The organism is Rhizobium yanglingense, from assembly GCF_977109285.1.
The window spans coordinates 1,545,919-1,572,550 of the sequence record NZ_CDSAWY010000005.1 but is presented as its reverse complement, the minus strand read 5'-3'; the positions used below and the strand labels follow the sequence as shown (position 1 = coordinate 1,572,550).

The window sequence follows — 26,632 nt, the reverse complement described above, 5'->3', positions numbered from 1 at the left end:
CCGTCATCCGCGCCAGTAGAGCACGCAGACGAGCGTGAAAATGCGGCGCGCCGTGTCGAAATCGACCTCGATCTTGCCGGCAAGCCGGTCCTTCAATGTCTGCGAGCCCTCGTTGTGGATTCCGCGCCGTCCCATATCGATCGCCTCGATGCGGCTTGGCGAGGCAGAGCGGATCGCCTCGTAATAGCTTTCGCAGATCATGAAATAGTCCTTCACGAGCCGGCGGAAGGGGGTCAGTGACAGGATATGGGTCGCAACATTCCGTCCGTCTTCCGTGGTGATCGCAAAGACGAGCTTGGAATCGACCAGCGAAATCTTCAGCCGGTAGGGGCCGCCGCTGTGGCCGACTGGCTCGAAGCTGTTTTCCTCGATGAGATCGAAGATCGCGACGGCGCGCTCATGCTCGACATCAGGCGTCGAACGGCCGATCGTATCGTCAAGGACGATATCTGAGAGCCGGAAGTCGCCCTTCGCCATGCCTCACCTTTCGAGATTGAGACGGATCGCGACCGATCGCGCATGGGCGTCGAGGCCTTCGCAGACCGCGAGGGCGATCGCCGCCGGACCGAGATCGCGAAGCTGCTTCGGACCAAGCCGGAGGATCGAGGTGCGCTTGACGAAGTCGAGCACGGAAAGGCCGGAGGAGAAGCGGGCAGAGCGCGCGGTCGGCAGGACATGGTTCGAGCCTCCGACATAATCGCCGATCACTTCCGGCGTATGGGCGCCGATGAAGATCGCGCCGGCATTGCGGATTCCGTCAAGCAGCGCATCCGGATCGGCAACCGCGAGCTCCACATGCTCGGCGGCGATGCGGTTGGCAAGCGGTATCGCATCCTTCAGGTCCTTCACCAGGATGACCGCACCGAAATCCCGCCAGCTGCGGGCGGCGGTTTCCGCACGGTTCAAAGTCTTCAGCTGGCGCTCGACGGCGAGTTCCACGCCCTTGCCGAATTCGGCGTTATCGGTGACCAGGATCGCCTGGGCACTTGCATCATGTTCAGCCTGGGCCAGAAGGTCGGCGGCGATCCAGTCCGGGTTGTTATCCCTGTCTGCGATCACCAGCACTTCCGACGGGCCGGCGATCATGTCGATGCCGACCGTGCCGAAGACCTGGCGCTTGGCGGCGGCAACATAGGCGTTGCCCGGGCCGGTGATCTTTGCGACCGGGGCGATCGTCTCCGTGCCGTAGGCAAGCGCGGCAATAGCCTGCGCACCGCTGACACGGTAGATTTCCGAAACACCGGCAAGCTTGGCCGCAGCAAGTACGGCCGGATTGACCTCACCGCCCGTTGCCGGCACCGCAATGACGATGCGCTCGACGCCTGCGACCTTTGCCGGCACCGCATTCATCAGCACCGAGCTCGGATAGCTTGCCGTGCCGCCCGGCACGTAGAGGCCGACCGCCTCGATCGCCGTCCAGCGCGAGCCGAGCCCGACGCCCATGGCGTCCTCGTAGATATCGTCCTTCGGCAGCTGGCGGCGATGATGGGATTCGATACGGACGGCCGCAACCTTCAGCGCGCCGAGCACTTCGGAAGGCACTGCTTCCACCGCGGCATCGATTTCCGCTTCGGTCACGCGCATCGGCACATCGGCAAAATCGATGCCGTCGAATTTCTTGCAATATTCGGCGAGCGCTTCATCACCGCGGGCGCGCACGTCGTCGATGATCGTGCGCACGGCCGCGTTCACGTCTTCTGAAACCTCACGCTTGGTTGTCAAAAACGCGGCGAAGCGCTGCTCGAAACCGTCCGATGTCTGATCCAGCCAGATTGCCAACGCAGATATTCCTTCTCAATTCGACACGGGGACGTCTTCACGCACCGGGGTGGCGGGGCTTGGAGGCGGTTTCCCATGCCCCACCGATATCCGCAAGCTGCACTTCGATGCATTCGACGTCGAGGACGATCTCGGCTGCGCCGGCAAGCGTCAGCTCGACCGTGCCATCCGGCCCCTCGCCCTTCTGTTCGAAGCCGACGGACAGCAGGGACAGTACATCGTCCCGCCGCTCGCGGTCGATCCCGGTGGAGCGGACGGCCAGAACGCGCTTGAAGATCAGCGCCGCCCGGTGGCGCTCAAAGCCTTTGCGCTTGTTGAGGGCATCTTCCCAGACAAAGCGGTTGGCGGCTATCGAAAACTGCCCGTCCCGCGGCGACCAGGCCATGTCCCCGACCTTGAAGACGCTGTCCTGCATATGGGCGGAGACCACGGCAAGGTCTTCACTATCGAGCGCAAGAAGCTTCAAATCGGTCATGCAGGCAAAACCCCTGGATCCATCACGCACCGCCGGGATGGCGATGCGTTCGACAAGGGAAATAGGATGCCGCGGCTAAATGCGCAACCGGAATAAAGGGCGTAGAACCGCCCTTCCCTATTCGCTGACGCGCTCGACGATCGCGCCGCAGCGGGTGAGCTTTTCTTCCAGCCGCTCGAAGCCGCGATCGAGATGATAGACGCGCGACACCATGGTCTCGCCTTCGGCGGCAAGACCGGCGATCACCAGCGAAACGGAAGCACGAAGGTCCGTTGCCATCACCGGAGCGCCCTTCAGCCGCGGCACGCCCTCGATCTTCGCCGTCTGGCCGGAAAGCGAAATCTTCGCGCCGAGGCGGGCAAGCTCCTGCACATGCATGAAACGGTTTTCGAAGATGGTTTCCGTCACATGCGAAATGCCGGAGGAGCGCGTCATCAGTGCCATGAACTGCGCCTGCAGGTCCGTCGGGAAGCCGGGGAACGGATCGGTCACGACATCGACCGGCCTGATGCCGGCACCATTGCGCCTGACGCGCACGCCGTTGTTGGTCGGCGAGATTTCCGCGCCGGCACGGCGGAGGGTCTCGAATGCCGTTTCGAGCAGAGCTGCATCGGTGTTTTCCAGAACGACGTCGCCACCGGTCATCGCGACGGCCATGGCATAGGTGCCGGTCTCGATGCGGTCCGGCAGGACGCGGTGGCGCGCGCCGGAAAGCGATTGCACGCCTTCGATGGTGATCGTCGAGGTGCCCTGGCCGGAAATCTTCGCGCCCATGGCGTTCAGGCAGTTGGCGAGGTCGACGACTTCCGGTTCGCGGGCGGCATTGCCGATGACCGTGGTGCCGCGGGCAAGCGTTGCCGCCATCATCACTACATGGGTCGCACCGACGGAGACTTTCGGGAAAGTGTAGCGCGTGCCGATCAGGCCTCCGTTCGGTGCCGTCGCGTTGATATAGCCGCCGTCGATTTCGAGATTTGCGCCGAGCGCTGCAAGTCCTTCGAGAAAGAGATCCACCGGACGCGTGCCGATGGCGCAGCCGCCCGGCAAAGAGACGCGGCAGTGGCCTTCGCGCGCGAGCAGCGGTCCGATGACCCAGAAGGAAGCGCGCATCTTCGAGACCAGCTCATAGGGCGCGGTCGTATCGACGATGGTGCGGCAGGTGAAGTGGATCGTGCGTGCATAGGAGTCTTCCTGGCGCTCGCGGCGGCCGTTGACGGCAACGTCGACACCATGATTGCCGAGGATGCGCATCAAAAGTTCGACATCCGCCAGATGAGGGACGTTTTCGAGCGTCAAGGTATCGCTGGTCAAAAGCGAGGCGATCATTAGCGGCAAGGCAGCATTCTTGGCGCCGGAAATCGGAATGATGCCATTGAGCTCATTACCGCCGACAATTCTGATACGATCCATATGGGCTTACGGGCTGTGCCCGCCTTTCTGAAAGTTCTGCCTTTAAAAGGGATGGGGGTCTTTAGACGAATTCCGGGCACGCTTCAATTCGCCGTGAACCGAACATTACGATTCGTCCATTTTTGCGGCAGGAAGCCCATTTGTCTCGTCCGCTTGGCCGGAGCGGCGCGCCCGTGTCTGCTGTTTGCGGCGGGCGAGATTTTCGCGAAGCTTTTCGGCAGCGCGTTCGCGGCGCAGTTTCGCCTGCTCTTCGATCACCGCCTTGCGGCCCTTTGCGGCATTTTCGATCTTGTCGTCCATGCTTGATGTTTAGCGGATTCCGCCTCACGCAAAAAGGGCCTTGGCCTTAATACATGCGAAGTTGGAATTTGCGGCTTGCGCTTATCAAGAAGCTGTGGCAATAGGCCCCCCGTTCACGCAATGCAGCCGTTGGCTCATGCGTCCTGGTCCTGCTGCCGTAGCTCAGTGGTAGAGCACACCCTTGGTAAGGGTGAGGTCGGTGGTTCAATCCCACTCGGCAGCACCAGTTTTCCAGTAGAAACGTGGTCACAGCTTTCGCTCAACTCCTTGTGATCGAACCATCTCCCACGGACTGCGGTTCTATGAACAGACAATGGAGGATGCCCTCATGTTTATTCGTTTTATCGCGAGTTCGATCGTGGCGGTTGCCGTCGCAACCACTGCTCTCGCACAAACGACCGGCACCCAAGGAGGGTCCGGTGGCGGAACCACGATAGCTCCTACTCCCAACAATACCGGCTCGGCCCGCACGGATCCCGGCATCACCAACAGCACGATCAATTCCGGTGCCGTCGATCTGAACAGGAGCGGCAGCACGATCAACCCAAGCGGCGTCAACCCTGCGATTCCGTCATCGCCTGCCTGCACGAATGCAACGGGCAGCAGGACGACGCGGCAACCGGGACCTCCGGGCTCGGCTGCCCGCCACTTCCCCGATAAGGTCGCGAGGCGTAGATCTGGCTTTAAGAGCGCCCTGACTGCAAAAAGCGAGCGGTCACCTGGCAGGCGTGACGGCTCGGCGGCATCATTTCTGCCAAAAAATTCAATCCTCCGTCGCATCCGCGCATCTGCCGCGATCAATCCCGATTGCCGGCGACAAATATCCCGCTAATATATCCGTGTGCACGGTCCTTGTTAGGGGAACGCAAAGGGCTGGATGCGCGTTTTGGCGTAAACACTGGAGGAATACGCCTGTGGCAACAGAAAGATGGGGAAATCCGGTCAAAGTCGGCTTCGAAAACGCCGATGCGCGAACCGTGAACGGCCCGTTCGATGCATTGAAATGCCTTACCGACCTTTGGCCCGCAAACCGCGGGCTTCGTTATCTTAAGGCCCGCAGCGTCTGCCGCGCGGCGCTCGATGGACGCAAGACCGCCGAGGAAGCCCGCGCCGAGTTTCTGGCGGCGGCGGAAGAAGCCAAGCTGAAGCTGCACTGACGGGTGCACCGCGGCCGACTGTAATCGGAATTGCTGCCCTGTGCCGTTTAGGGATGGTTGTTCATTTTCTGTCGAAATCAGGTAGGCTGGAAACCCGTTCCAAAGGCGTTGCACGCGAGCGCTGGCTACCCATGAAACACCGCAGCCATCATGATGATGGTCAGAGGCTCGTTCCCCCAGCCATGCGCAGGCGAGCCTTGTCCGGGCAAAATCCCCATAGTCTTGCTCTTCAGCAGTTGCTGTCGCTTTCTATCTCGAGATAGCCGACGCCGATGATGGTGCCGTCCGGAGCACGGATGAAGGATGGCAGATAATGCGCGTCGGCCGGCTCACAGGCAGGCGCGCCGGTATATTCATTGAGCGCAATCTGATCCTGCGGCAATGCCGAATAATAATCGATATCGGTTTTGAGTGAGGCGGATGCAGGTGTGGCAAATGCGACGGATGCAACAAGAAGGGCGGCAGCGCCCAGTCGGAATGTCGTCCTCATAACAGTCTCCGGCGTTGAATTCAGACGATCAAACCCGTGAGATGCAGTTTTTGTTCCCGCTTTTTCTTGCGCATTCCCGCGAGAATCTTTTGGAACTTTTCTTTCGCTTGAAAAAGTTTAATTGAATTGTCTCAAATCACGGTATCCGAAGTAGAAATTGCCATGAGAACACTGATGCTTGTCATTATTGCAGCGATGATCGCCTCGATTCTCAGTATCCTGGTGGTCAAGCCTTTCGACAAGGGCGGGGGAAACGACGACACGCCACCGGAGACGATCCAGCAGCCAGAACCGAACTGACCGGTCGCCACCGCAGCAGTGGCTTTGACGCTCCAAAGCGGTTTTCCGTTGCATACCGGCACGCGGAGCTGATGGGGTCAACCATTGTCTTTGAAGCCACCCTTGGCGTTCGGTAGCAGGTTGCCCATATGCAACGGATCGACGGCCGGGGTAGTTCAATGAAAGTGATCATTTCGGCAATTTTCGCGGCGGTTCTGCTCTGCGCCTGCACATCCTCCGGCGCACGCCCATTCCCGGCAGCTTGACCTATGGCGGGCAGCCGCGAACCAAACTGACAAAATCACCGGTCGGCAGCGCCGTTTGCGACAATTTCTACAATTCAAGCGGCAACCGCGTGCGGGAAACCTACATTCTCCAGCCAGATCGGAGCTTGAAACTCATGCGGCAGGAAGTGGTGTCCGCCGTTCACTAAAGCTTGCGCTTGACAGGAATCATTATCGAGAACATTCAAGGAACGCCTAATCTGTCCGCGCCGTCATTGCGTGCGGGCGCCAACCGGATGGCTGGATGTATCTCGAAAAGCTCAATCCACAGCAGCGCATGGCAGTCGAACACGGCACGCTTGCCGGCGGTAGCCATGTTGCAGGTCCGCTTCTGGTGATCGCCGGCGCGGGTTCCGGCAAGACCAACACGCTGGCGCACCGCGTTGCGCATCTGATCGTCAAGGGTGCGGATCCGCGCCGCATCCTGCTGATGACCTTCTCCCGCCGGGCGGCCTTTGAGATGGCGCGCCGCGTCGAGCGGATTTGCGCTGAGGTTCTTGGCAGGAATTCCGGCATCATGGCCGATGCGCTGGCCTGGAGCGGTACCTTCCATGGGATCGGCGCGCGGCTGCTTCGCGATTATGCCGAGCAGATCGGGGTTGACCCCGCCTTCACCATCCATGACCGGGAAGACAGCGCCGATCTGATGAACCTCATTCGTCACGATCTCGGCTTCTCGAAAATGGAGAGCCGCTTCCCGACCAAGGGTACCTGCCTTGCGATCTATTCACGGGCCGTGAATTCGGAGACGGAACTGCCCCTGGTCCTGCGTGACGCCTTCCCCTGGTGTGCTGCATGGGAAAAGCAGCTCCGCGAACTTTTCGCCGCCTATGTCGAGGCCAAGCAGACCCAGAACGTCCTCGACTATGACGACCTGCTTCTCTACTGGGCGCAGATGGTCGCCGAACCGTTGATCGCCGAGGATATCGGCGGCCGCTTCGATCATGTGCTCGTCGACGAATATCAGGATACGAACCGCCTGCAGGCCTCCATCCTGCTTGCTTTGAAGCCTGAGGGACAGGGGCTGACCGTCGTCGGGGACGATGCGCAGTCGATCTATTCCTTCCGCGCCGCCACAGTCCGCAACATCCTCGATTTCCCGACCTCATTCAGCCCGGCGGCCAATATTGTCACGCTCGATCGCAACTATCGTTCGACGCAACCCATTCTCGCCGCGGCCAATGCCGTCATTGATCTTGCTTCGGAGCGCTTCACCAAGAACCTATGGACGGAGCGGCAATCGGGCGAGCGCCCGCGCCTCGTCACGGTGCGCGACGAGGCCGACCAGGCCCGGTATGTTGCCGACAAGGTGCTGGAAAACCGCGAAGAGGGCACGCGGCTGAAGAACCAGGCAGTGCTTTTCCGCGCCTCGCACCACAGCGGCGCGCTGGAAGTCGAGCTCACCCGCCGCAACATTCCCTTCGTGAAATTCGGCGGCCTGAAATTTCTCGACAGCGCGCATGTCAAGGACATGCTGGCCGTCCTGCGCTTTGCGCTCAATCCGCGCGACCGGGTCGCCGGCTTCCGGCTGATGCAGATCCTGCCGGGCGTCGGACCTTCGACGGCCCAGCGGGCACTCGACCAGATGGCGGAGGATCCAAGTCCCTTGCAGGCCCTCGCGGACATGCCCGCCCCGCCGCGCGCCGGCGAGAATTGGACCTCCTTCGTTTCGGTCATGCAGGAGCTGAGATCCGGGAAAGCCGGCTGGCCCGCCGAAATCGGCCTGGTCCGAGAATGGTATCAGCCGCATCTCGAGCGGCTGCACGAGGATGCCACAACGCGTCAGGCCGATCTCCTGCAGCTCGAGCAAATCGCCGGCGGCTATCCGTCGCGCGAACGCTTCCTGACCGAACTGACGCTCGATCCGCCTGATGCGACCAGCGACCAGGCGGGCGTGCCGTTGCTCGACGAGGACTATCTGATCCTCTCGACTATCCATTCGGCCAAGGGTCAGGAGTGGACCAAGGTCTTCATGTTGAACGTTGTCGACGGCTGCATTCCGTCGGATCTCGGCGTTGGCACCAGCGCGGAAATCGAGGAGGAGCGGCGCCTGCTTTATGTCGCGATGACGCGCGCCAGGGACAATCTCGATCTCGTCGTCCCGCAGCGCTTCTTCACGCACGGGCAGAATGCGCAGTGCGACCGGCACGTCTATGCCTCGCGCACCCGCTTCATCCCGGCGACGCTGCTGCAATTTTTCGAGGTCTGCGGCTGGCCGCAGGTCAAGAGCGAAAGCGCCTCCACGCAACAGGCGCGCCAAGTCCGCATCGATGTCGGCGCCCGCATGCGCGGTATGTGGCGCTAGAGGGCAAGCGGGCGATCGGCCGGTTTGAAGAACGGCGCGAGCACCTCTGCGTTTACCGCCTCGATGGTCGAAGGCGACCATTTCGGATTTCGATCCTTGTCGATCACCGCCGCCCGCACGCCCTCATAAAAGTCCCCGGATTTCAATATCTGCATACAGGCCCCTAACTCACGGTTCAAGCAGGCGGCGAGATTGACGCTCTGCCGTCCTTCCCTCAGCAGACGCAGAGTCAATTTCAGGCTCGTCGGCGAGCGCGTCTGCAGGGTCTTCCGTGTCTTGGCGGCGAATTCGCCTTGATCAGCGGCGAGCGCTTCCAGAACCTCTTCGACGCGATCGAAACAGAAGGCATGGTCGATCAACGGCCGAACGGCCTGCAAACGGCTTTCGGTCGCCTTGCCGGCAACATGCTTCAGCAGAGCCTCGCAAGCTATCGGCGATGACCCGACCGGCAGCCGAGCCAATGCGTCGATGACATCCGGCAGCCGCGACGACGGGATCTCAAAATCGGCAAGGCCGGCATAGATGGCATCCGCCGCATTCAGCTCCTGGCCGGTCAATCCTGCCCATGTTCCCGTCTCGCCGGGCATGCGCGGCAGCAGCCAGGTCGCTCCGACATCCGGGAAATAGCCGATGCCGGTTTCCGGCATCGCAAGCCTCGTCCGCTCCGTCACGATGCGGTGCCGCCCGTGCGCGGAAAGGCCGACGCCACCGCCCATGGTGATACCATCCATCAGGGCGACATAGGGTTTAGCGTAGCTTGCGATGCGGTGGTTGAGTGTGAACTCCTCGCGCCAGAACGTCTCCGCAAGGCCGGAACCCGAGCGCCCGCTTTCGTGAAGTGCACGAATATCGCCGCCGGCGCAGAAGCCGCGGTCGCCCTCACCCGTCACCACCACGCTTGCAACGCCGTCATCATCGGCGAATTCGTCGAGCGCCGCGTCGATCATGCGCACCATGCCGAGTGTCAGGCTGTTCAGCGCCTTCGGCCGATTGAGGCGGATGATCCCCGCCGTGCCGCGCCGTTCGATAATGACTTCCCGTTCGTGATTGTTCTGCATGTCCGCCGTCCACCCTCGATTGACCTCCCATCAATAAACAGAGGGAGCGCTTCATTCCAGTGGACTTTGCGTCGAAAAACAGGCGCAATCGCGTTTAGAAGGAAGCCGCGGCAAGAGCGCGGTGCACGCCCTGCAACTCCCCGACCCTGCGGTTGATCAGCGCCAGCTCCCAGTCCAGTGCGCTGCGAACGATCGTCTCAAGGGAATCGTATTTCGGCGTCCAGTCCAGCACGCGATGCGCCAAGGTGGCGTCGGCGACGACACTTGCGGCATCGCCCGGACGGCGTGGCGCCATATGAATTCTTGAACGCGTGGCCGTGCAGGCGCACCACCATGTTCAGCACGTCGAGCACCGTATAGCCGGAACCATAGCCACAATTCGCGACCAACGATCCCTTGCCCTTGCGCAGATGCTGCAGCGCCTTGAGGTGAGCCTCGGCAAGATCGGTGACATGGATATAGTCGCGCACGCCGGTGCCGTCATGCGTCGGATAGTCGATGCCGTAGACATGCACGCTGTCGCGCTTGCCGAGGGCTGCCTCGCAGGCGACCTTGATGAGGTGCGTCGCGCCGCTCGTGGATTGTCCGGCACGGCTGTGCGGATCGGCACCTGCAACGTTGAAGTAGCGGAGCGCCACATAGTCGAAATCATAGGCCGCAGCAGCGTCGCGCAGCATGAACTCCGTCATCAGCTTCGATTGGCCATAAGGATTTTCCGGGTTGAGCGGCGCTGTTTCCTTGACCGGATCGGAAGTCTTCTGCGGACCGTAGACCGCCGCCGTCGACGAGAAGACGAAATGGCGCACACCGGCAGCGATCGCCGCGCTCAGGAGCGCACGCGTCTTGCCGGAATTGTTGTCGTAATAGGAAAGCGGATCGGCAACCGAAGCCGGAACGACCGCGGAGCCTGCAAAATGGATGATCGCCTCGATGTCGTTCTCGATGAAGATCGTCTTCAGGACCTCAGCATCGGCGATATCCCCCAGGTAGAAGCGCGCAGCAGGCGCGACCGCCCAGCGAAAGCCGGTGGAAAGGCGATCGAGCACGACGACGTTCTCGCCTGCATCGAGCAGTGCCCAGACCATGTGACTGCCGATGTAGCCGGCGCCGCCTGTCACCAAAATTGCCATGTCCCGTTCCCTGTTTAATCGGACAGGGCATCTGACGCGGTTTTTCCTTTCAGATCTTCTTATCAGGCACCCGTTCGGACGCCTTTGAACCGGTAAGTTTGCTGCTGTGGTTAGAGGCTGATTTCCGGCTTTGCTACAATTTTAGCGATCCACCGTTTCCGACATCAAAAAAGGCCCGGCTGCGACGGCCGGGCCTTGAGCGTCAAAGCTTCAGAATGTAATCGCAGAGCTTGTCGGCTGCTACCTTGACCTGTAGCGGATCGCGCAGGAAACAGGCTCGCAGGAAAAGCTCGCCGCCTGCGCCGAAGGCGGTTCCGGGCGCCAGGCCGACGCCCGTCTTGTCGACGATATCCAGCGCTGCTTTGCGGCTGTCGGTGACGCCGTCGATCTTCAAAAAGGCGTAGAGCGCACCGTCCGGCTTCAACGTCTCGACGCGGTTTGTGGCAATCAGCGCATCGCAGAGGATGTCGCGCGAAAGAGCCGCCTTCCGGATATTGGCCTCGACGAACCCATCGCCCTCGTTGAGGGCTGCCACCGCACCCTTCTGCATGAATTGCGCAACGCCCGAGGTCGAATATTGGATCAGGTTTTCGAGCACCTGCCCGGTTTCCGGTGGCGCCACGATCCAGCCGACACGCCAGCCGGTCATCGACCAGTTCTTCGAGAAGGAATTGACGAACATGACCTTGTCGCCCGGTACCATGATATCAAGGAAAGAGGGCGCACGGGTGCCGGCGTAGAAATATCGGGCGTAAATTTCATCCGCCATGATCCAGAGATCGAGCTTGCGGGCAAGTTCAAGGATGTTCGCGAGATCCCTCTTCGTGGCGGTCCACCCTGTCGGATTGGATGGCGTATTGATGAACAGCGCCCTTGTCTTCGGGGTGATTGCTGCTTCGATGCGATTGAGATCGACCGCCCATTTGCCGCCCCCGAACTGAAGCTCAACCCCGACGGGGCGGGCACCGGCAATTTCCAGCGCAGCGGCGATATTCGGCCAGGCGGGCGTCAGATAGACCAGTTCGTCGCCCGGCGACGTCAATGCCTGCACCGCAATCTGGATCGCCTGCATGCCCGAGCCGGTGACATAGAAATGCTCCGCCGGCAGGCTGGTGCCGAAATGCCGGGCGTAATAGTCAGATAGTGCCTGACGAAGCTCCGGAATGCCGCGCTGCCAGGTATAGAAGGTCTCTCCCGCTGCCAGCGCCTCCATTGCCGCCCGGCTGATGAAATCCGGTGTCGGAAGATCGCCCTCGCCGACCCAGAGCGGCAGCAGGCCATCGCGGCCCCGGGCATAATTGACGACTTCGACGATCCCGCTTTCTGGCGCCGAAACGGCGCGCGGGCTGAGGCTGTTCATAATGGACATGCAGATCTCCGGTTTTCGCTTTCATAAAACAAAACCGGGCGCAAATCCCATGAGAATGCGTGATGCCCTATCGATTTTCGTGATAAATCAACCTCGCAAAATACGGGGCTGCGATGCCTTGATCAGACCGCCGGACGCTTGGCCAGCAGATCGCGGATTTCCGTGAGGAGCGCGACATCGGCCGGCGGCGGCGCCTCCTCCGCTGCCTTTTGCTCGTTGCGCTCGACCTGCCTGCGCAGCAAATTCACGCCCTTGATCATCAGGAAGATGATCCAGGCAAGGATCAGGAAATTGATGATCACGGTGATGAAATTTCCATAGGCGAAGACAGCACCCTGCGCGCGGGCCGCGGCAAGCGTCGGCGCGTTGACCGCAGACGAAAGACCGAAGAAGTAGTTGGAAAAATCGAAACCACCGACAAGCGCACCGACGATCGGCATGATGATATCGTCGACCAGCGATTTGACGATGCCGCCGAAAGCACCTCCAATGATGACGCCGACGGCAAGGTCCATGACGTTGCCTCGGGCGATAAAGGCCTTGAATTCATTGAGCATCCGATCTGTCTCCCTCTGATGCGCTCTCACGGACAGTCCGTTGTTTTTATTAGCTACATCTCTTGATTGATTATTCAATCGCAAAATCTGAAACAACCAGGACCTTCCTGCGCCTTGGACTTAATGCCTAGATCATCGCAATTTCCAAGACAGACGATTTCCCTTAGTCTTGATGTCTTTTGAAAGAACCGGCGGATGGCGCGCCGGCGGAGGGTCGATGCTTCAAGGCTGGGTCATCATCGCGTTTGCCTTCGGCTATCTGCTGCTGCTTTTTGCGGTCGCAAGCTATGGCGACCGTAGAAGCCAGAGGCTGGGCATACCGGATGGCGGCTGGCCGATCGTCTATGCGCTGAGCCTTGCGATCTACTGCACCTCCTGGACCTATTTCGGCGGCGTCGGGCTCGCTTCGCAGCGCGGCCTTGAATTTGCCGGGATCTATATCGGTCCGATCCTCGTCTTCACGCTCGGCATGCCGGTGCTGCGGCGGATCATCGAACTTGCCAAGGCCGAAAAGCTTACCTCCGTCGCGGACTTCCTCGCCGCCCGCTATGGGAAGAATCCCACGGTCGCAACGATCGTAGCGCTGATCTCGCTGATTGGCACAATTCCTTATATCGCACTGCAGCTGAAGGCGATCAGCAGCACGGTGACCGCGATGGTCAATCCTTCGGATTATGGCATCGGCAGCGGCAACCTCTACTTCCTCGATCTGCCGCTGATCGCAACCCTGGTGCTTGCCTGCTTCGCCGTCATGTTTGGCACGCGGCACACCGATGCGACAGAGCACCAGGACGGCCTGATCCTCGCCGTTTCGATGGAATCGCTGGTCAAGCTCGTCGCCTTCCTGACCGCCGGCATCTGCGTCATCTGGTTTCTGTTTGACGGGCCTGCCGACCTTTGGCGCAAAAGCGTGGACAACCAGTTGGTCAACGCAACCCTCGACTACAAGACGCCGATCAGCCGCTGGATCACGCTGATACTTTTGTCGGCCATTGCGATCATCATGCTGCCGCGCCAGTTTCACGTCACCGTCGTCGAAAACCGCTCGGCAAAACAGCTGCGGCTCGCCGGCTATCTCTTTCCGCTCTATCTCATTGTCATCAATCTCTTCGTGCTGCCGGTGGCGATCGGCGGCCTGCTGACCTTCGGCGGCGCAGGCAATGCCGACTTTTACGTGCTGTCCCTACCGCTTGCGGGGCAGATGCAGATCGTTTCGCTGATCACCTTCATCGGCGGCTTTTCGGCGGCGACCGCAATGGTCATCGTCGATTCCGTTGCGCTTTCCATCATGGTGTCGAACGACATCATCATGCCGATCTTCCTGCGCCGGAAGCTTGCCGGACGCACCGGCCAGCGCGACGACTTCGCGAAAAGCCTGCTCAACATCCGCCGCAGCGCGATCTTCGCCGTCCTGCTGCTCGGCTATGCCTATTACCGCTCGACCGACAGCACGGCCGGCCTTGCCTCGATCGGCCTTTTGTCCTTCGCCGCGATCGCACAGATCGCACCCGCCTTCTTCGGCGGTCTTATCTGGCGGCGGGCGAATGCACGCGGCGCCATTCTCGGCCTTACGTCGGGTTTCGTCATCTGGTTCTACCTGCTCTTTCTGCCTTCGCTCGGCGGGCCGGATTATTCCTATGTCGCGACCGCCTTCCTCAGCTTCATCTTTCCGGGCACGGCGCTTTTTGCAGCAGCCGATGCCGATCCGCTCGTCAACGCCACAGCGATGAGCCTGCTTATCAATACCGGCTTCTTCATCGTCGGCTCGATGACGCGCAACGCCCGCCCGCTGGAGCGCATCCAGGCAGGCATCTTCGTGAAGGGGCAGTCGCGCTCGCAATTTGCGACCCGCGGATGGAAGACCCGCATCAGCGTCGGCGACCTGAAAACGGCAATCTCGCGCTATCTCGGCGAAGAGCGCATGCAGCGATCGCTTGCGACATACGAGCAGAATTCCGGGCGCAAACTGGAGGACGACCAGCCGGCCGACATGGCGCTCATCCACTTCACCGAACAACTGCTCGGCAGCGCCATCGGATCCTCCTCCGCGCGGTTGGTGCTTTCGCTGATCTTGCAGAAGACCGAGGACGCTTCCGCCGACACGGCATGGCTGCTCGACCAGGCCAGCGAGGCGCTGCAGTATAACCAGGACATGCTGCAGACGGCGCTTTCGCAGATGGACCAGGGCATTGCCGTCTTCGACAGCTCCAACCAGCTGACGATCTGGAACCGGCGCTTCCGCCAGCTTCTCGACCTGCCGGAGGATGTCGGCCGTGTCGGCTTTCCGCTTTCGGAAATCGTGGCGATCTTGAGCCAGCGCGGTGACGTGCCAGCCGCCGAACTCAGCCAGACGGTGCGGCATTTCCTGACGCTCGACAAACCCTTCTCGCTCGTTCTCGGCGGCGGCGCACGGATCATCGAAGTGCGGTCCAACGCAATGCCGGACAAGGGCATCGTGGCGACCTTTACCGACATTACCCAGCGTGTTGCGGCCGACCAGGCGCTGAAGCAGGCAAACGAGACGCTGGAGCAGCGCGTTGCCGAGCGAACGGCGGAGCTGACGCGGGTGAACCGCGAACTCGGCGAGGCGCGAGCGGCCGCCGATGAAGCGAACATCGGCAAGACCCGCTTTTTTGCCGCCGCCGGCCACGACATCCTGCAGCCGCTGAATGCGGCGCGGCTCTACTCCTCCGCCCTCGTCGAGCGTATCGCGCAGTCCGAAAACGGTCCGATCGTGCGCAATATCGATTCCGCACTGGAATCGGTCGAAACCATTCTGGGGGCCGTTCTCGACATCTCGCGGCTCGATACGGGTGCCATGCGGCCGCGCCTGACATCCGTGCCGCTGGCCGGCCTGCTGGAGCGCATCGAGACCGATTTTGCGCCGATTGCCCGGGCGAAGAAGCTGAAGCTCGTCGTAATGCCGACATCGCTGCGGGTCCGCTCCGATCCCAACCTGCTGCGGCGCCTCGTGCAGAACCTTGTTTCCAACGCCATCAAATATACGTTGACAGGCAAGGTGCTGGTCGGCGCCCGGCGGCGGGGAAACCAGGTGGTGATCCAGGTGATGGATTCCGGCATCGGCATTCCGCCCTCGAAATTCCGCACCGTCTTCAAGGAATTCGCGCGCCTCGACGAAGGCGCGAAAACGGCCTCCGGCCTCGGCCTCGGCCTTTCGATCGTCGACCGCATCGCCCGCGTCCTCAACCATCCAGTCGAGCTGCATTCGACGCACGGCAAGGGCACGGATTTCCGCATCGTCATGCCACTCGATGTTTCCAAGGCCGGCGCGGCACCGTCCTCGGCAGCGCCGACCGAACGGTTGCCGCAGCCGCTCAAGGGATTAAGGATCCTTTGCATCGACAACGAGCCGAAGATCCTCGAAGGCATGCGGCTCTTGATTTCCGGCTGGGGTTGCGAGGTGGAGGCCATCGACTCCCTGGCCACGGCTTCGGGTTTCGACACGCGTCAGCCTGCGCCCGATCTCATCATCGCGGACTATCATCTCGGCGACGGGACCGGAATTTCCGCGATCCTGAGTTTGCGGGAGTGCTTCGGGACCGATCTCCCGGCGCTGCTGGTGACCGCCGACCGGACACCGGAGGTCAGGGTGGAGGCGGAGCGCCACGGCATCGCCATCCAGCACAAGCCGGTGCGCCCGGCCGCCCTTCGCGCCTTCATCACGCAGATTTCCGGGCTGAAGCGAGCAGCGGCGGAGTGATATCCAAGACGCTTGGCGCAAACGAAAAAAGGCCGGGCTAACCCGACCTTCCTGCCATCTCGACGAAACGTGCCAGTACATCCGTGGTCACGTTCCGGAGATGATATTCTCAAGCCTTGCGAGGCTCAGGCCGCCTGAAGACGGTCTGCCGACATCTTGCCCGAACGCTTGTCGGAAACGAGCTCGTAGGAAAGCTTCTGGCCTTCCTGGAGGTCGCGCATTCCGGCGCGCTCGACAGCGGAGATGTGGACGAAAACGTCGGCTGCGCCGTCATCCGGCTGAATGAAGCCGAAGCCCTTGGTTGCGTTGAACCACTTAACGGTACCTGTGTTCATGACGATATCCTTTAAAATCGTACGTAGAAGATAACGCACCGGCCAAAGCCGACACGCGATGAAGACCGATTTTGGAGGAAGTTCGCCAGGAACGGCACAAATGGCCGAAACAAAGTCCATCTAGCAAGATCGATGTGCGGGCTTCTACGCGAAAATTGTATCCAGTGCAAGACGGAACGAGAAGGAGCGCAATTTTCGTTCCTCATGGGCAGTCATACGATATCGGCGTTCCTCACCCGTCCGGCACTTTCATGCGCCGGTTTCCTCATCCTCCGCATCGCGCATACGCGCTGTCGTTGGGTGCGAGATTTGACCGAAGGCTCGTTTTATCTCGCAGGCACGATGCAGAACTGATTGCCCTGCGGGTCCTTCATCACCGTATAGCCTGGTTCCCTTCGCTGGACACTGCCGCCAAGCGCGGTGATGCGTTCGATTGCGGCTGGAACATCATCGACGGCAATATCCAGATGGACCCGGTTGTTGCTGTAATCGCGCAGCGGGACGCGCTGAAAACAGAGCGACGGGCCGGGGCCGTCCACCATCACGGTCGGGTCCGTCTCCGGCGTAAACCCACGCTTCGCCAGCCGGCTGATTTCGGCGTCGTCATAGGGACGGACCTGATAGCCATCGAGAATTGCCGCCCAGAAGGCGGCGAGGCGCGAGGGGGTTTCAGCTTCGACGACGATTTCGGCGATAGTGGCCATGAAAGTCTCCTGGGAAGGGGCGCGCCCCCTGCTCCGTCACCTTGAGGCTTAACAGACTAAACACAAACCATTGAGGCGGCTCACGCCACCTCCTTCTCCTTTGCATACGGATCAAACCGGCCATAAAACGTCTCGCCCTTCGCGGCCATGTCCTTCAGCAGCGACGTCGGCTTGAAATGCAATCCGTAAGAAGCGGCTAACGTTTCGCACAATTCCACGAATTTCTTGGCGCCCATGCCGTCGATGTAGCTGAGCGCGCCGCCAGTATAAGGCGCGAAGCCGAAGCCGAGGATGGAGCCGACGTCGGCTTCGCGGGGGTCGGTGACGATGCCTTCTTCGACCGTGCGGGCGGCTTCGAGCGCGATGGTGACCAGGAAGCGCTGCTTGAGGGTGTTGACGTCCACGCCCTCTGCCTTCTTCTGCGGGTAGAAGGACTTCAGTTCGGGCCAGAGGGACTTCTTGGCGGGCTTCGGAGGGTAATCGTAGAAGCCCTTGGAGTTCTTGCGGCCGAAGCGGCCTTCCTTTTCGACCATGCGGGAGACGAGCTCCATGTGGCGGGGGTCGATCGCCTTTTCGCCCAGGTCCGCGACCGTCGCCTTGAGGATCTTCAGCGACAGGTCGATGGCGACCTCGTCGTTCAGCGCCAAGGGGCCGACCGGCATGCCGGCCATCCTGGCGGCGTTCTCGATCATCGCGGGCGGCACGCCTTCGATGAGCATGTCATAGCTTTCGGCCATGTAGCGCAGCACGCAGCGATTGACGAAGAAGCCGCGGGTGTCGTTGACGACGATCGGCGTCTTCTTGATGGCGGCGACATAATCCAGCGCCACGGCGAGCGTATTGTCGCCGGTTTCCTTGCCGAGGATGACTTCGGTCAGCATCATCTTTTCCACCGGCGAGAAGAAGTGGATGCCGATGAAATTTTCCGGGCGTTTGGAATTTTTCGCCAGGCCGGTGATCGGCAGGGTCGAGGTGTTGGAGGCGAAGATCGCGCCTTCAGGGAGCACTTCCTCGACGGCTTCGATGACGTCCTTCTTGACCTCGCGATCTTCGAAGACGGCTTCGATGACGAGATTGGCGTCCTTCAGATCGGCGTAATCGGCAGATGGAGTGATGCGGGAGAGGATGGCGGCACCCTCTTCCTGCGTAAGACGTCCCTTACCGATGGACTCCTTCACCAGGCCTTCGCCGGTCGCCTTGCCCTTGTTGGCCGCGTCCATATCGCGATCGATCAGGATGACGTCGATACCGGCGGCGGCCGTAACATAGGCGATCGAGGCGCCCATGAAGCCGGCGCCGACGACGCCGACTTTCTTCAGGTCGGTCCTGGGCACACCTGCCGGGCGGCGGGCCCCCTTGCCAAGCTCCTGCATCGAGATGAAGAGCGAGCGGATCATCGAGAAGGCTTCGGTGGTCTGCAGCACCTGCGTGAAATAGCGCTGCTCGATCTTCAGCGCCGTATCGAAAGGCACCTGCAGGCCTTCATAGACACATTTGAGGATGGCAAGCGCGCCCGGATAATTCCCGGCGGTCTCGCGGCGCAGGATCGCGGGAGCGGCCGGCCAGAGCTGTGCGGAGGCAGGCGTCCAGATGCCGCCGCCGGGCGCCTTGAAGCCTTTCTCATCCCAAGGAGCGACGGGCTTCAGGCCGTCCTTGATCATCTGCTTGGCAGCCGGGATGAGCTGGTCCGGCTCGACCACCTGATGCACGAGATTGATTGCCTTGGCGCGGGAGGCAGAGAGCGACTGGCCGGTCGTCATCATCTGCAGGGCGGACTGGGCATCGGCCAGGCGCGCGACGCGCTGCGTGCCGCCGGCCCCCGGGAAGATGCCGACCTTGACCTCGGGAAGCGCGATCTTCACCGACTTGGCATTGGAGGCGACGCGGCCATGGCAGGCGAGCGACATTTCCAAGGCACCGCCCATGCAGGTGCCGTTGATCGCCGAGACCCAGGGCTTGCCGCAGGTTTCGAGCTTGCGGAAGAGGCCGGTCATGCGGCCGACGAGATCGAAGAGTTTCTGCGCAGCGGTCTGCGGGTTTGCGGCCTTCTCCTGCTGGTAGAGGGTAAACATCGACTTGATCATCGACAGGTCCGCACCGCCGGAGAAGGTGGACTTGCCGGAGGTGATGACGACGCCCTTGACGGCGGTATCGGCAACCGTGGCGTCGACGATGGCGTTCAGCTCGTCCATCACCTCTTCGGTGAAGACGTTCATGGACTTGCCGGGCATATCCCAGGTGACGAGCGCAATGCCGTCGGCGTCGGTTCTAACGGTGAAGTTCTTGTAGGTATTCATGGCGGGACTCCTCTCCCTTGAAATCTCTTCAGCAGTGCGACCCTGTACGGCCCCTTTCTCCCCGTCATGGTCGGGCTTGACCCGACCATCCAGCCCTTAGGCGGTGGATCCTCGGGTCAAGCCCGGGGATGACGGACATAGGCGAGCAGGCCGCCCCAAAGGCCTTCCGCGACTAAACTCTCTCGACCACCGTCGCCGTGCCCATGCCGGCGCCGATGCACAGCGTGACGAGCGCGGTATTGAGATCGCGGCGTTCGAGCTCGTCCAACACCGTACCGAGGATCATCGCGCCGGTGGCGCCGAGCGGGTGGCCCATGGCGATGGCGCCGCCATTGACGTTCATCCGGTCGTGCGAAATGTCGAAAGCCTGCATGTAGCGCAGCACGACGGCGGCGAAGGCTTCGTTGAGTTCAAAGAGATCGATGTCGGAAAGCTGCATGCCGGTGCGCTTCAGCAGCTTTTCGGTGACGTCGACGGGGCCTGTCAGCATCAGCGCCGGGTCGGAGCCGATATTGGCGAAGGCCTTGATGCGGCCGCGGGGTTTGAGGCCCATCGTTTCGCCGCCGGCCTTGGAGCCGAGCAGCACGGCAGCGGCGCCATCGACGATACCCGAGGAATTGCCGGCGTGATGGACGTAGTTGATGCGCTCGACCTCCGGATGGGCCTGGATGCCGACAGCCTCGAAGCCGCCCATTTCGCCTGGCATCTGGAAGGACGGATTGAGGGAGGCCAGCGCCTGCATATCGGTGCCGGGGCGCATGTGCTCGTCATGGGCAAGGATCGTCAGGCCGTTCTGGTCCTTCACCGGAATGACCGAATTCTTGAAGTAGCCCTTTTCCCACGCATTGGCGGCGCGCTTCTGGCTTTCGACGGCATAGGCGTCGACGTCGTCGCGGGAGAAGCCGTATTTGGTGGCGATGAGATCGGCCGAGACGCCCTGCGGCATGAAATAGGCGGGGAAATTGACCGACGGGTCCATGAACCAGGCGCCGCCGGACATGCCGAGGCCGACGCGTGACATGCTTTCGACGCCGCCGGAAATCACGATGTCATCGGCCCCTTGCGAAATCTTGCCGGCCGCAAGGTTTACGGCGTCGAGGCCGGAGGCGCAGAAGCGGGAGATCTGGATGCCGGGGGCGTGCGTCGAATAGCCGGCCTCGAAGGCTGCGGCCTTGGGAATGACGGCGCCGGCATCCATCACCGGGTCGACGCAGCCCATGATGATGTCGTCGACCGTCTTCGTGTCGAGCCCGTTGCGGTCGCGGATCGCCTCCAGCGTCTTGGCGGCGAGGCGGACGGAGGGCACTTCGTGCAGCGAGCCATCCTTCTTGCCGCGGCCGCGCGGCGTGCGGACGTGATCGTAAATGAAAACCTCGGTCATTGTCTCATCTCCCTATCGGCCGGGTGGCCGTTGAATTCCGTGTCTTCCCTTCCCCCCAAGCGGGGAGAAGTACCGAACAAGCGAGGCGATAAGGGTCTCCGGCAAAGCCGGAGCCAGAAGAAAGCCACGCCTGAGGCGCGCTCCCTCATCCGGCCCTTCGGGCTACCATCTCCCCGGCGGGGAGAAGGGGCAACCCAAATCAAAACGCCTCGGCGGGCAAGGTCATCATCGTCTCGGCGCCTGTCTCGATGCGGGCCTTGCGCAGCGCGGTTTCCGGCATGATGCGCTCCATGAAGAAGCGGGCGGTCACAAGCTTGTTCCTGAGATAGCTTTCGCGCGGCGAATCGCCGCTCGCAAGACCATCCTCTGCGGCTTTCGCCATCTTCGCCCACATATAGCCCAGAACGACGAGGCCGAAGAGATGCATGTAATCCGTCGAGCCGGCGCCGGCATTGTCGGGCTTTGCCATCGCATGCTGCATGAACCACATGGTCGCCGCCTGCACGTCGTTCAATCCCTTCTTCAGGTTCTTGGTGAAGAAGGTCATCTTCTCGTCGTTGCGGTTCTCCTCGCAAAAATCGCCGATCTCCTTGAAGAGCGCCATGACGGCGCGGCCGCCGTTGAGCCCCAGCTTGCGGCCGACGAGATCGAGCGCCTGGATGCCGTTGGCACCTTCGTAGATCATCGCGATGCGGGCGTCGCGCACGTACTGGCTCATGCCATGCTCTTCGATATAGCCGTGACCGCCGAAGATCTGCTGGGCCATGACGGCGTGATCGAAGCCCTTGTCGGTCATCACGCCCTTGAGGATCGGGGTGACGAGGCCGAGGATGTCATCTGCCGTCTGGCGCTCGGCATCGCTCGCGGCGCGGTGGGCGATGTCGGATTTCAGCGCTGTCCAGAGGAGGAACGCACGGCCGGCCTCGTTGAAGGCGCGAATGGTCATCAGCGTGCGGCGGATATCCGGATGGACGATGATCGGATCGGCCTTCTTGTCCGGCGCCTTCGGGCCGGAGAGCGAACGGCCCTGGATGCGCTCGCGGGCATAGTTCACGGCGTTCTGATAGGCAATTTCCGAGATCGAGAGGCCCTGTAGGCCGACGCCGAGGCGAGCCTCGTTCATCATCACGAACATGGCGTTCAGGCCGCGGTTTTCCGCGCCGATCAGGAAGCCGGTCGCCTCGTCGTAATTCATGACGCAGGTGGCATTGCCGTGAATGCCCATCTTGTGCTCGATCGCCCCGCAGGAGACGGCATTGCGGTCGCCCGGCGTGCCGTCGGCATTGACCAGGAACTTCGGCACGATGAAGAGCGAGATGCCCTTGGTGCCTTCCGGCGCACCCTCGATGCGGGCGAGCACCAGATGGACGATATTGTCCGTCATGTCGTGCTCGCCGGCGGAGATGAAGATCTTCTGGCCGGAAATCTTGTAGCTGCCGTCACCCTGCGGCACGGCCTTGGTGCGGAGCAGGCCGAGATCGGTGCCGCAATGCGGTTCGGTGAGGTTCATGGTGCCCGACCATTCGCCGGCAACCATCTTTGGCAGATAGGCCTGCTTCTGCTCGTGCGACCCGTGGACGAGGATGGCCGCAATGGCGCCTTGCGTCAGCCCCGGATACATCATCAGCGACATGTTCGCCGCGGAGGTATATTCGCCAACGGCGGCATGCAGCGTGTAGGGAAGGCCCTGGCCGCCGAATTCCTCCGGTACGGCAAGACCGATCCAGCCCCCTTCGCAATAGGTCTTGTAGGCTTCCCTGAAGCCCTTCGGCGTCGTGACCGAACCGTCGTCCGCCCGCCTGCAGCCTTCCTGATCGCCGGAATAATTCAGCGGGAAGAGCACTTCCTCTGCCACCTTTGCCGCCTCGCCCAGAATGGCCTCGATCATATCCGGCGTCGCATCGGCAAAACCCTGCAAATTATTGTAGCGCTCGATGCCCAGCACGTCGTTCAGCACGAAGAGCGTGTCATTAACCGGAGCCTTGTAGACGGGCATTGTTCGAATTCCTCCAATTCGGCAACCGGACGGGACCGGCATTTGAGAGTCTCTTACAAAATATTGACGTTTGCGTAAACGTCAAATCTTGCATGCAGGCAAATTTGTGGGAAAGAATCTCTACGCCTGTCGGAGGACCTCCGCTTGAAACGTCCTTGGGCTGTCAACCATTGTCAGCAAATAGACGAGGATACTATCCAATGGCCAAGGTCAGCACGAATATCTGGTTCGAAAAGGACGCAAAGGAAGCGGTCGAATTTTATGTCTCGATGGTGCCTAATTCTTCCATCCGGCGCACGACCGTAATTCCCGCGGATACGCCGAGCGGGCCGGAGGGCAGCTGCAAGGTTATCGAGTTCAGGCTTGGCGATCAGGAGTTCACGGCGCTGGAGGCCGGGCCGCTCGATCCGCTCAATCATTCCTTTTCGATCGTCGTCGCATGCGAGACACAGGCCGAAATCGACCGGCTCTGGGATGGCTTCCTGCAGAACGGCGGCGTGGAGGAGGCATGCGGCTGGCTGAAGGACCGCTGGGGGCTTTCCTGGCAGGTCGTGCCGCGCGTGCTCGGCGAGATGATGGCCGACCCGGACCGGGCCAAGGCGCGACGCATGACTGAAGTCATGCTGCAGATGGTCAAGCTCGATATCGCCAAGCTTGAAGCGGCATTCCGCGGCTGAGCGGGATGCCGGATGGTTCAGGCGGAGCCGTAGTTCCGCCTGCTGCTCTATCGCGCAAATTTCTTCGCTCCCGCAACGCAGGCCACGACGGCCAGCGTGACGGCAAACATGCTTAGGCTCACCTTCTCGTGAAGCAGCACAGCCGCAAGTGCCAGGCTGAAGAAGGGCTGCAGCAATTGCAGCTGGCCGACGGCTGCGATACCGCCGAGCGCAAGGCCGCGATACCAGAATATGAAGCCGATCAGCATGCTGAAGAGAGAGACATAAGCAAGACCGATCCAAGACGTGCTTGCTGCATCCGGGAAGGACGGCGGCATGACGACGAGTGAGAGCATGAACATGACCGGCAGCGAGAGAACGAGCGCCCAGGAAATAACCTGCCAGCCGCCCAGCTTGCGCGACAGCCGGCCCCCTTCCGCATATCCCAGCCCACAGACGATGATCGCCGCGAGCATCAAGAGATCGCCGACCGAGGATGCGGCATCCTCGCGCATCAGTGCAAAGCCCGCGACGATGGCGCTGCCGAGGCAGGAAAACAGCCAGAAGACCGGACGTGGGCGCTCGTCGCCGCGCAGCACGCCAAAGACGGCGGTCGCCAATGGCAGAAGGCCGATGAAAACTGTCGAGTGAGCCGAAGTGATATGCTTCAGCGCAAATGCGGTGAGCAGCGGAAAGCCGATAACCACGCCCAGCGACACCACAAGCAGCGAGAAAAGATCGGCGCGGGCAGGACGCTTTTCGCGAAAGGCGAGCAGCAAGCATAAGGCAAGTATGCCAGCGATCGCGGCGCGGGCGACGGTAAGGAACAGCGGATCGAAATTTGCGACCGCAACGCGCGTCGCTGGAAGCGATCCGCTGAAGATCAACACTCCCAGAAAACCGTTGATCCAGCCGCCTGTCCTGTCCATCGCCATGCTCCTGCGTTTTCATCGCTATCGACCGCAAGGGCTGGAACCGCCAGAGACAAAGCTATACAATCAGAACAAACTGTTATGGATACGGATACAGTACAGATGGATCAACAGTCGACGAAGCGCGATAGCGGCGGCAAGCGCATAGAAGCCGTCATGGCGGAAATCCGCGGCCGGATCGCAGCACGCGGGCTCGTGCCGGGATCCCGCCTGCCTTCGGTGCGCGCCTTCGCCAGGACGATGCAGGTCTCGCCTTCGACTGTCGTGGAAGCCTATGAACGGCTGGCCGGCGAAGGCCTGATCCGTTCACGGCCGGGTTCCGGCTTCTACGTTTCGAGCCCGCTTGCGCCGCTTACGCTTTCCGAGATCGGGCCGAAGCTCGATCGGGCGATCGATCCATTGTGGGTCTACCGACAGTCGCTGGAAGACGCGCCCGAACTGCTAAAGCCCGGATGCGGCTGGCTGCCGGCAAGCTGGATGCCGGAGGCAGCAATCCGGAAGGCGCTTCGCGCGATCTCCCGCGGCGAAGGGCGGGTACTTGCAGATTATGGAACGCCGCTTGGGCTGCCACAGCTAAGGCAGCTACTCTCGCGCCGCATGGGCGAGCGCGGCATTGCAGCAGCTCCCGACCACATCATTCTTACGGAGTCGGGCACGCAGGCGATCGACCTTCTGTGCCGCTTTCTGATCGAGCCAGGTGATGGCGTATTGGTGGACGACCCCTGCTATTTCAATTTCCATGCACTGTTGCGCGCTCACCGTGCGAACGCCATTGGCGTTCCGATGACGCCCAGCGGGCCGGATATCGAGGCATTCGAGCGGGCGATCGATGAGCACCGGCCGCGGCTCTACATCACCAACTCATCAATCCATAACCCGACAGGCGCGACCTGTTCACCTGTTGTGGCACACCGCCTGCTGAAGCTTGCCGAGCGCGCCGGCCTGACAATCATCGAAGACGATATCTTCGCCGATCTCGAGGACGAGCCGGCTCCTCGTCTCGCCGCATTCGACGGGCTGGAGCGTGTGGTCCATATCGGCAGCTTCTCCAAGACGCTTTCTGCCTCTGTCCGTTGCGGCTTCATAGCCGCGAGACCGGACTGGATCGAGCCGCTCACCGACCTCAAGATGGCGACAAGCATCGGCGGCGGGCGGCTCTCGTCCGAACTGATCCTTCTGCTTTTGAAGGATGGCAGCTACCGCAAACATCTGGACGCACTGCGCGTTCGCCTTTCAAGAGCGATGGACGAGACGGCAGCGCGGCTTGCGCCGCTCGGCATCACGCCATGGATAAGGCCGCAGGCGGGCATGTTTGTCTGGTGCAAGTTGCCGGACGGCATAGACGCTGCCGATATCGCGCAATCCTGCCTTGCCGACAACGTCGTCTTAGCGCCGGGCAATGCTTTCAGTCTGTCGCAGACAGCACGCGGTTTTCTTCGCTTCAATGTCGCCCAGTCGGATGATCCGAGGATATTCCGGTCGCTGGAGAGGGCGCTGAAGAATGCGGCGCGCAGCCTGGCCTGCTGACTGGCAAGCGCTGACTGGCAAGCGCTGACTGAAAGCAGCGTTTGCTTCTGCGGGCGAACACGCTACATTTCGCTGGCTAACCGAAGAGAGCCCTGGGAGGAGCGATTTCATGAGACGGATGTGGCCTGAGGAGTTCAATTCCATCCTGGACGGCGCACAGGAAGTGACGCTGACGCTGCCGGCGGTCGTCCACGAGGACGGATCGCGGAGCGAGGCGATCAGCAGGCAGGCTCTGAAAGTCCGCATTCCGATGGAGGATTACGAGCGCATCTGGCCATTGGCGGAAGCCCGCTACCGGCTCGGCGGAAAATTTTCCGGCAAGGCGATCACGCTGATCACCACCAATCCGCATTACCATGCCTGGCACCCGGCTGACGGCGGCAGTATCGAGAATACCTCCGATAGCGGCAGGCGCTACAGGACGAATTACATCGTAGCGCATTTTCTGCTCGATGATGTGCGGGAGACGGCGGCGGCCTGAGGCCGCCTG

Annotated in this window: 22 protein-coding genes, 1 tRNA gene and 2 pseudogenes; 9 read left to right on the top strand and 16 right to left on the bottom strand. The window is 61.3% G+C overall.

Annotated features, from left to right (window positions below):
• Nucleotides 1-3 precede the first annotated feature (3 nt).
• The 5 genes from ACW4PC_RS17475 to ACW4PC_RS17455 all read right to left on the bottom strand — a co-directional run bounded on the left by ACW4PC_RS17475 (nt 4) and on the right by ACW4PC_RS17455 (nt 3,964).
• A complete protein-coding gene (locus ACW4PC_RS17475; protein WP_074066604.1) occupies nt 4-477 on the bottom strand; it encodes a UPF0262 family protein in 474 nt (157 codons plus the stop codon).
• Nucleotides 478-480: 3 nt separating this feature from the next.
• Entirely contained in the window at nt 481-1,779 is a 1,299-nt protein-coding gene (hisD, locus tag ACW4PC_RS17470) for a histidinol dehydrogenase (RefSeq protein WP_455874601.1), read from the bottom strand.
• Between the two features lie 37 nt (nt 1,780-1,816).
• On the bottom strand, nt 1,817-2,254 hold the full coding sequence (locus ACW4PC_RS17465) for a DUF2948 family protein (RefSeq protein WP_455874600.1): 438 nt from the start codon (nt 2,252-2,254) through the stop codon (nt 1,817-1,819).
• Between the two features lie 117 nt (nt 2,255-2,371).
• Nucleotides 2,372-3,664, bottom strand: a complete 1,293-nt coding sequence (gene murA / locus ACW4PC_RS17460; protein ID WP_455874599.1) for a UDP-N-acetylglucosamine 1-carboxyvinyltransferase — start codon at nt 3,662-3,664, stop codon at nt 2,372-2,374.
• A gap of 105 nt (nt 3,665-3,769) precedes the next feature.
• Complete coding sequence (locus ACW4PC_RS17455; protein WP_039843891.1) at nt 3,770-3,964, bottom strand: hypothetical protein; 195 nt, start codon at nt 3,962-3,964, stop codon at nt 3,770-3,772.
• A 151-nt stretch (nt 3,965-4,115) separates the two neighbouring features.
• Here ACW4PC_RS17455 and ACW4PC_RS17450 point away from each other — a divergent pair.
• Nucleotides 4,116-4,190 (top strand) — tRNA-Thr (locus ACW4PC_RS17450).
• A gap of 688 nt (nt 4,191-4,878) precedes the next feature.
• Nucleotides 4,879-5,121 (top strand): DUF982 domain-containing protein, encoded by a 243-nt coding sequence (locus ACW4PC_RS17445; RefSeq protein WP_039843888.1) that lies wholly within the window; start codon nt 4,879-4,881, stop codon nt 5,119-5,121.
• A gap of 229 nt (nt 5,122-5,350) precedes the next feature.
• On the opposite strand, the gene ACW4PC_RS17440 is transcribed toward ACW4PC_RS17445, so the two are convergent.
• Nucleotides 5,351-5,611: a hypothetical protein gene (locus ACW4PC_RS17440; RefSeq protein WP_455874598.1), complete on the bottom strand. Its 261-nt coding sequence runs from the start codon at nt 5,609-5,611 to the stop codon at nt 5,351-5,353.
• Between the two features lie 162 nt (nt 5,612-5,773).
• Here ACW4PC_RS17440 and ACW4PC_RS17435 point away from each other — a divergent pair, with 162 nt between their 5' ends.
• The 3 genes and pseudogenes from ACW4PC_RS17435 (at nt 5,774) to ACW4PC_RS17425 (ending at nt 8,479) form a co-directional block, all read left to right on the top strand.
• On the top strand, nt 5,774-5,911 hold the full coding sequence (locus ACW4PC_RS17435) for a hypothetical protein (protein ID WP_455874597.1): 138 nt from the start codon (nt 5,774-5,776) through the stop codon (nt 5,909-5,911).
• A gap of 158 nt (nt 5,912-6,069) precedes the next feature.
• Nucleotides 6,070-6,323 (top strand): annotated as a pseudogene (locus ACW4PC_RS17430) (hypothetical protein).
• Between the two features lie 95 nt (nt 6,324-6,418).
• Nucleotides 6,419-8,479, top strand: coding sequence for an ATP-dependent helicase (locus ACW4PC_RS17425; RefSeq protein ID WP_455874596.1), 2,061 nt, complete (start codon nt 6,419-6,421; stop codon nt 8,477-8,479).
• On the opposite strand, the gene ACW4PC_RS17420 is transcribed toward ACW4PC_RS17425, so the two are convergent.
• The 4 genes and pseudogenes from ACW4PC_RS17420 to mscL all read right to left on the bottom strand — a co-directional run bounded on the left by ACW4PC_RS17420 (nt 8,476) and on the right by mscL (nt 12,593).
• Complete coding sequence (locus ACW4PC_RS17420; RefSeq protein ID WP_455874595.1) at nt 8,476-9,537, bottom strand: enoyl-CoA hydratase/isomerase family protein; 1,062 nt, start codon at nt 9,535-9,537, stop codon at nt 8,476-8,478. The two genes, ACW4PC_RS17425 and ACW4PC_RS17420, sit on opposite strands and share 4 nt — an antisense overlap.
• 94 nt (nt 9,538-9,631) lie before the next feature.
• Nucleotides 9,632-10,667: pseudogene (gene galE, locus ACW4PC_RS17415) on the bottom strand (UDP-glucose 4-epimerase GalE).
• Nucleotides 10,668-10,869: 202 nt separating this feature from the next.
• Nucleotides 10,870-12,036 carry a pyridoxal phosphate-dependent aminotransferase gene (locus tag ACW4PC_RS17410; RefSeq protein WP_455874594.1) on the bottom strand — a complete coding sequence of 389 codons (1,167 nt, stop codon included), beginning with the start codon at nt 12,034-12,036 and terminating at the stop codon, nt 10,870-10,872.
• Between the two features lie 122 nt (nt 12,037-12,158).
• A complete protein-coding gene (gene mscL, locus ACW4PC_RS17405; RefSeq protein WP_455874593.1) occupies nt 12,159-12,593 on the bottom strand; it encodes a large conductance mechanosensitive channel protein MscL in 435 nt (144 codons plus the stop codon).
• Nucleotides 12,594-12,810: 217 nt separating this feature from the next.
• Between mscL and ACW4PC_RS17400 the strand changes: the two genes are divergently transcribed.
• Nucleotides 12,811-16,314 (top strand): hybrid sensor histidine kinase/response regulator, encoded by a 3,504-nt coding sequence (locus ACW4PC_RS17400; RefSeq protein WP_455874592.1) that lies wholly within the window; start codon nt 12,811-12,813, stop codon nt 16,312-16,314.
• A gap of 125 nt (nt 16,315-16,439) precedes the next feature.
• Here the strand turns inward: ACW4PC_RS17400 and ACW4PC_RS17395 are convergent, their stop codons facing one another.
• The 5 genes from ACW4PC_RS17395 to ACW4PC_RS17375 form a co-directional block, all read right to left on the bottom strand.
• Nucleotides 16,440-16,649: a cold-shock protein gene (locus tag ACW4PC_RS17395; RefSeq protein ID WP_022718262.1), complete on the bottom strand. Its 210-nt coding sequence runs from the start codon at nt 16,647-16,649 to the stop codon at nt 16,440-16,442.
• A 326-nt stretch (nt 16,650-16,975) separates the two neighbouring features.
• On the bottom strand, nt 16,976-17,353 hold the full coding sequence (locus tag ACW4PC_RS17390; RefSeq protein ID WP_074066592.1) for a VOC family protein: 378 nt from the start codon (nt 17,351-17,353) through the stop codon (nt 16,976-16,978).
• A gap of 80 nt (nt 17,354-17,433) precedes the next feature.
• Nucleotides 17,434-19,650 carry a 3-hydroxyacyl-CoA dehydrogenase NAD-binding domain-containing protein gene (locus ACW4PC_RS17385; protein WP_455874591.1) on the bottom strand — a complete coding sequence of 739 codons (2,217 nt, stop codon included), beginning with the start codon at nt 19,648-19,650 and terminating at the stop codon, nt 17,434-17,436.
• Between the two features lie 172 nt (nt 19,651-19,822).
• Entirely contained in the window at nt 19,823-21,031 is a 1,209-nt protein-coding gene (locus ACW4PC_RS17380) for an acetyl-CoA C-acetyltransferase (RefSeq protein WP_039843877.1), read from the bottom strand.
• 199 nt (nt 21,032-21,230) lie between these two features.
• Nucleotides 21,231-23,027 (bottom strand): acyl-CoA dehydrogenase C-terminal domain-containing protein, encoded by a 1,797-nt coding sequence (locus ACW4PC_RS17375; protein WP_455874590.1) that lies wholly within the window; start codon nt 23,025-23,027, stop codon nt 21,231-21,233.
• Nucleotides 23,028-23,227: 200 nt separating this feature from the next.
• On the opposite strand from ACW4PC_RS17375, the gene ACW4PC_RS17370 reads away from it, so the two are divergent.
• Nucleotides 23,228-23,704, top strand: a complete 477-nt coding sequence (locus tag ACW4PC_RS17370) for a VOC family protein (protein WP_455874589.1) — start codon at nt 23,228-23,230, stop codon at nt 23,702-23,704.
• A 47-nt stretch (nt 23,705-23,751) separates the two neighbouring features.
• Here the strand turns inward: ACW4PC_RS17370 and ACW4PC_RS17365 are convergent, their stop codons facing one another.
• The gene (locus tag ACW4PC_RS17365; protein ID WP_455874588.1) at nt 23,752-24,612 is read right to left on the bottom strand and encodes a DMT family transporter; all 861 of its coding nucleotides are present in this window, start codon (nt 24,610-24,612) and stop codon (nt 23,752-23,754) included.
• A gap of 105 nt (nt 24,613-24,717) precedes the next feature.
• Between ACW4PC_RS17365 and ACW4PC_RS17360 the strand changes: the two genes are divergently transcribed.
• Together ACW4PC_RS17360 and ACW4PC_RS17355 are read left to right on the top strand one after the other, a co-directional pair.
• Nucleotides 24,718-26,142: an aminotransferase-like domain-containing protein gene (locus ACW4PC_RS17360; protein WP_455874587.1), complete on the top strand. Its 1,425-nt coding sequence runs from the start codon at nt 24,718-24,720 to the stop codon at nt 26,140-26,142.
• Nucleotides 26,143-26,251: 109 nt separating this feature from the next.
• Nucleotides 26,252-26,623, top strand: a complete 372-nt coding sequence (locus ACW4PC_RS17355) for a hypothetical protein (RefSeq protein ID WP_455874586.1) — start codon at nt 26,252-26,254, stop codon at nt 26,621-26,623.
• The last annotated feature ends 9 nt before the right edge of the window (nt 26,624-26,632 follow it).

What these genes read in the sequence shown, in the direction of transcription:
- ACW4PC_RS17475 (WP_074066604.1), bottom strand. Translation starts at nt 477, where the DNA reads ATGGCGAAGGGCGACTTCCGGCTCTCAGATATCGTCCTTGACGATACG.
- mscL (WP_455874593.1), bottom strand. Translation starts at nt 12,593, where the DNA reads ATGCTCAATGAATTCAAGGCCTTTATCGCCCGAGGCAACGTCATGGAC.
- ACW4PC_RS17395 (WP_022718262.1), bottom strand. Translation starts at nt 16,649, where the DNA reads ATGAACACAGGTACCGTTAAGTGGTTCAACGCAACCAAGGGCTTCGGC.
- murA (WP_455874599.1), bottom strand. Translation starts at nt 3,664, where the DNA reads ATGGATCGTATCAGAATTGTCGGCGGTAATGAGCTCAATGGCATCATT.
- ACW4PC_RS17465 (WP_455874600.1), bottom strand. Translation starts at nt 2,254, where the DNA reads ATGACCGATTTGAAGCTTCTTGCGCTCGATAGTGAAGACCTTGCCGTG.
- ACW4PC_RS17455 (WP_039843891.1), bottom strand. Translation starts at nt 3,964, where the DNA reads ATGGACGACAAGATCGAAAATGCCGCAAAGGGCCGCAAGGCGGTGATC.
- ACW4PC_RS17390 (WP_074066592.1), bottom strand. Translation starts at nt 17,353, where the DNA reads ATGGCCACTATCGCCGAAATCGTCGTCGAAGCTGAAACCCCCTCGCGC.
- ACW4PC_RS17435 (WP_455874597.1), top strand. Translation starts at nt 5,774, where the DNA reads ATGAGAACACTGATGCTTGTCATTATTGCAGCGATGATCGCCTCGATT.
- ACW4PC_RS17360 (WP_455874587.1), top strand. Translation starts at nt 24,718, where the DNA reads ATGGATCAACAGTCGACGAAGCGCGATAGCGGCGGCAAGCGCATAGAA.
- ACW4PC_RS17425 (WP_455874596.1), top strand. Translation starts at nt 6,419, where the DNA reads ATGTATCTCGAAAAGCTCAATCCACAGCAGCGCATGGCAGTCGAACAC.
- ACW4PC_RS17375 (WP_455874590.1), bottom strand. Translation starts at nt 23,027, where the DNA reads ATGCCCGTCTACAAGGCTCCGGTTAATGACACGCTCTTCGTGCTGAAC.
- ACW4PC_RS17370 (WP_455874589.1), top strand. Translation starts at nt 23,228, where the DNA reads ATGGCCAAGGTCAGCACGAATATCTGGTTCGAAAAGGACGCAAAGGAA.
- ACW4PC_RS17440 (WP_455874598.1), bottom strand. Translation starts at nt 5,611, where the DNA reads ATGAGGACGACATTCCGACTGGGCGCTGCCGCCCTTCTTGTTGCATCC.
- ACW4PC_RS17385 (WP_455874591.1), bottom strand. Translation starts at nt 19,650, where the DNA reads ATGAATACCTACAAGAACTTCACCGTTAGAACCGACGCCGACGGCATT.
- ACW4PC_RS17380 (WP_039843877.1), bottom strand. Translation starts at nt 21,031, where the DNA reads ATGACCGAGGTTTTCATTTACGATCACGTCCGCACGCCGCGCGGCCGC.
- ACW4PC_RS17365 (WP_455874588.1), bottom strand. Translation starts at nt 24,612, where the DNA reads ATGGACAGGACAGGCGGCTGGATCAACGGTTTTCTGGGAGTGTTGATC.
- ACW4PC_RS17355 (WP_455874586.1), top strand. Translation starts at nt 26,252, where the DNA reads ATGAGACGGATGTGGCCTGAGGAGTTCAATTCCATCCTGGACGGCGCA.
- ACW4PC_RS17410 (WP_455874594.1), bottom strand. Translation starts at nt 12,036, where the DNA reads ATGTCCATTATGAACAGCCTCAGCCCGCGCGCCGTTTCGGCGCCAGAA.
- ACW4PC_RS17400 (WP_455874592.1), top strand. Translation starts at nt 12,811, where the DNA reads ATGCTTCAAGGCTGGGTCATCATCGCGTTTGCCTTCGGCTATCTGCTG.
- ACW4PC_RS17420 (WP_455874595.1), bottom strand. Translation starts at nt 9,537, where the DNA reads ATGCAGAACAATCACGAACGGGAAGTCATTATCGAACGGCGCGGCACG.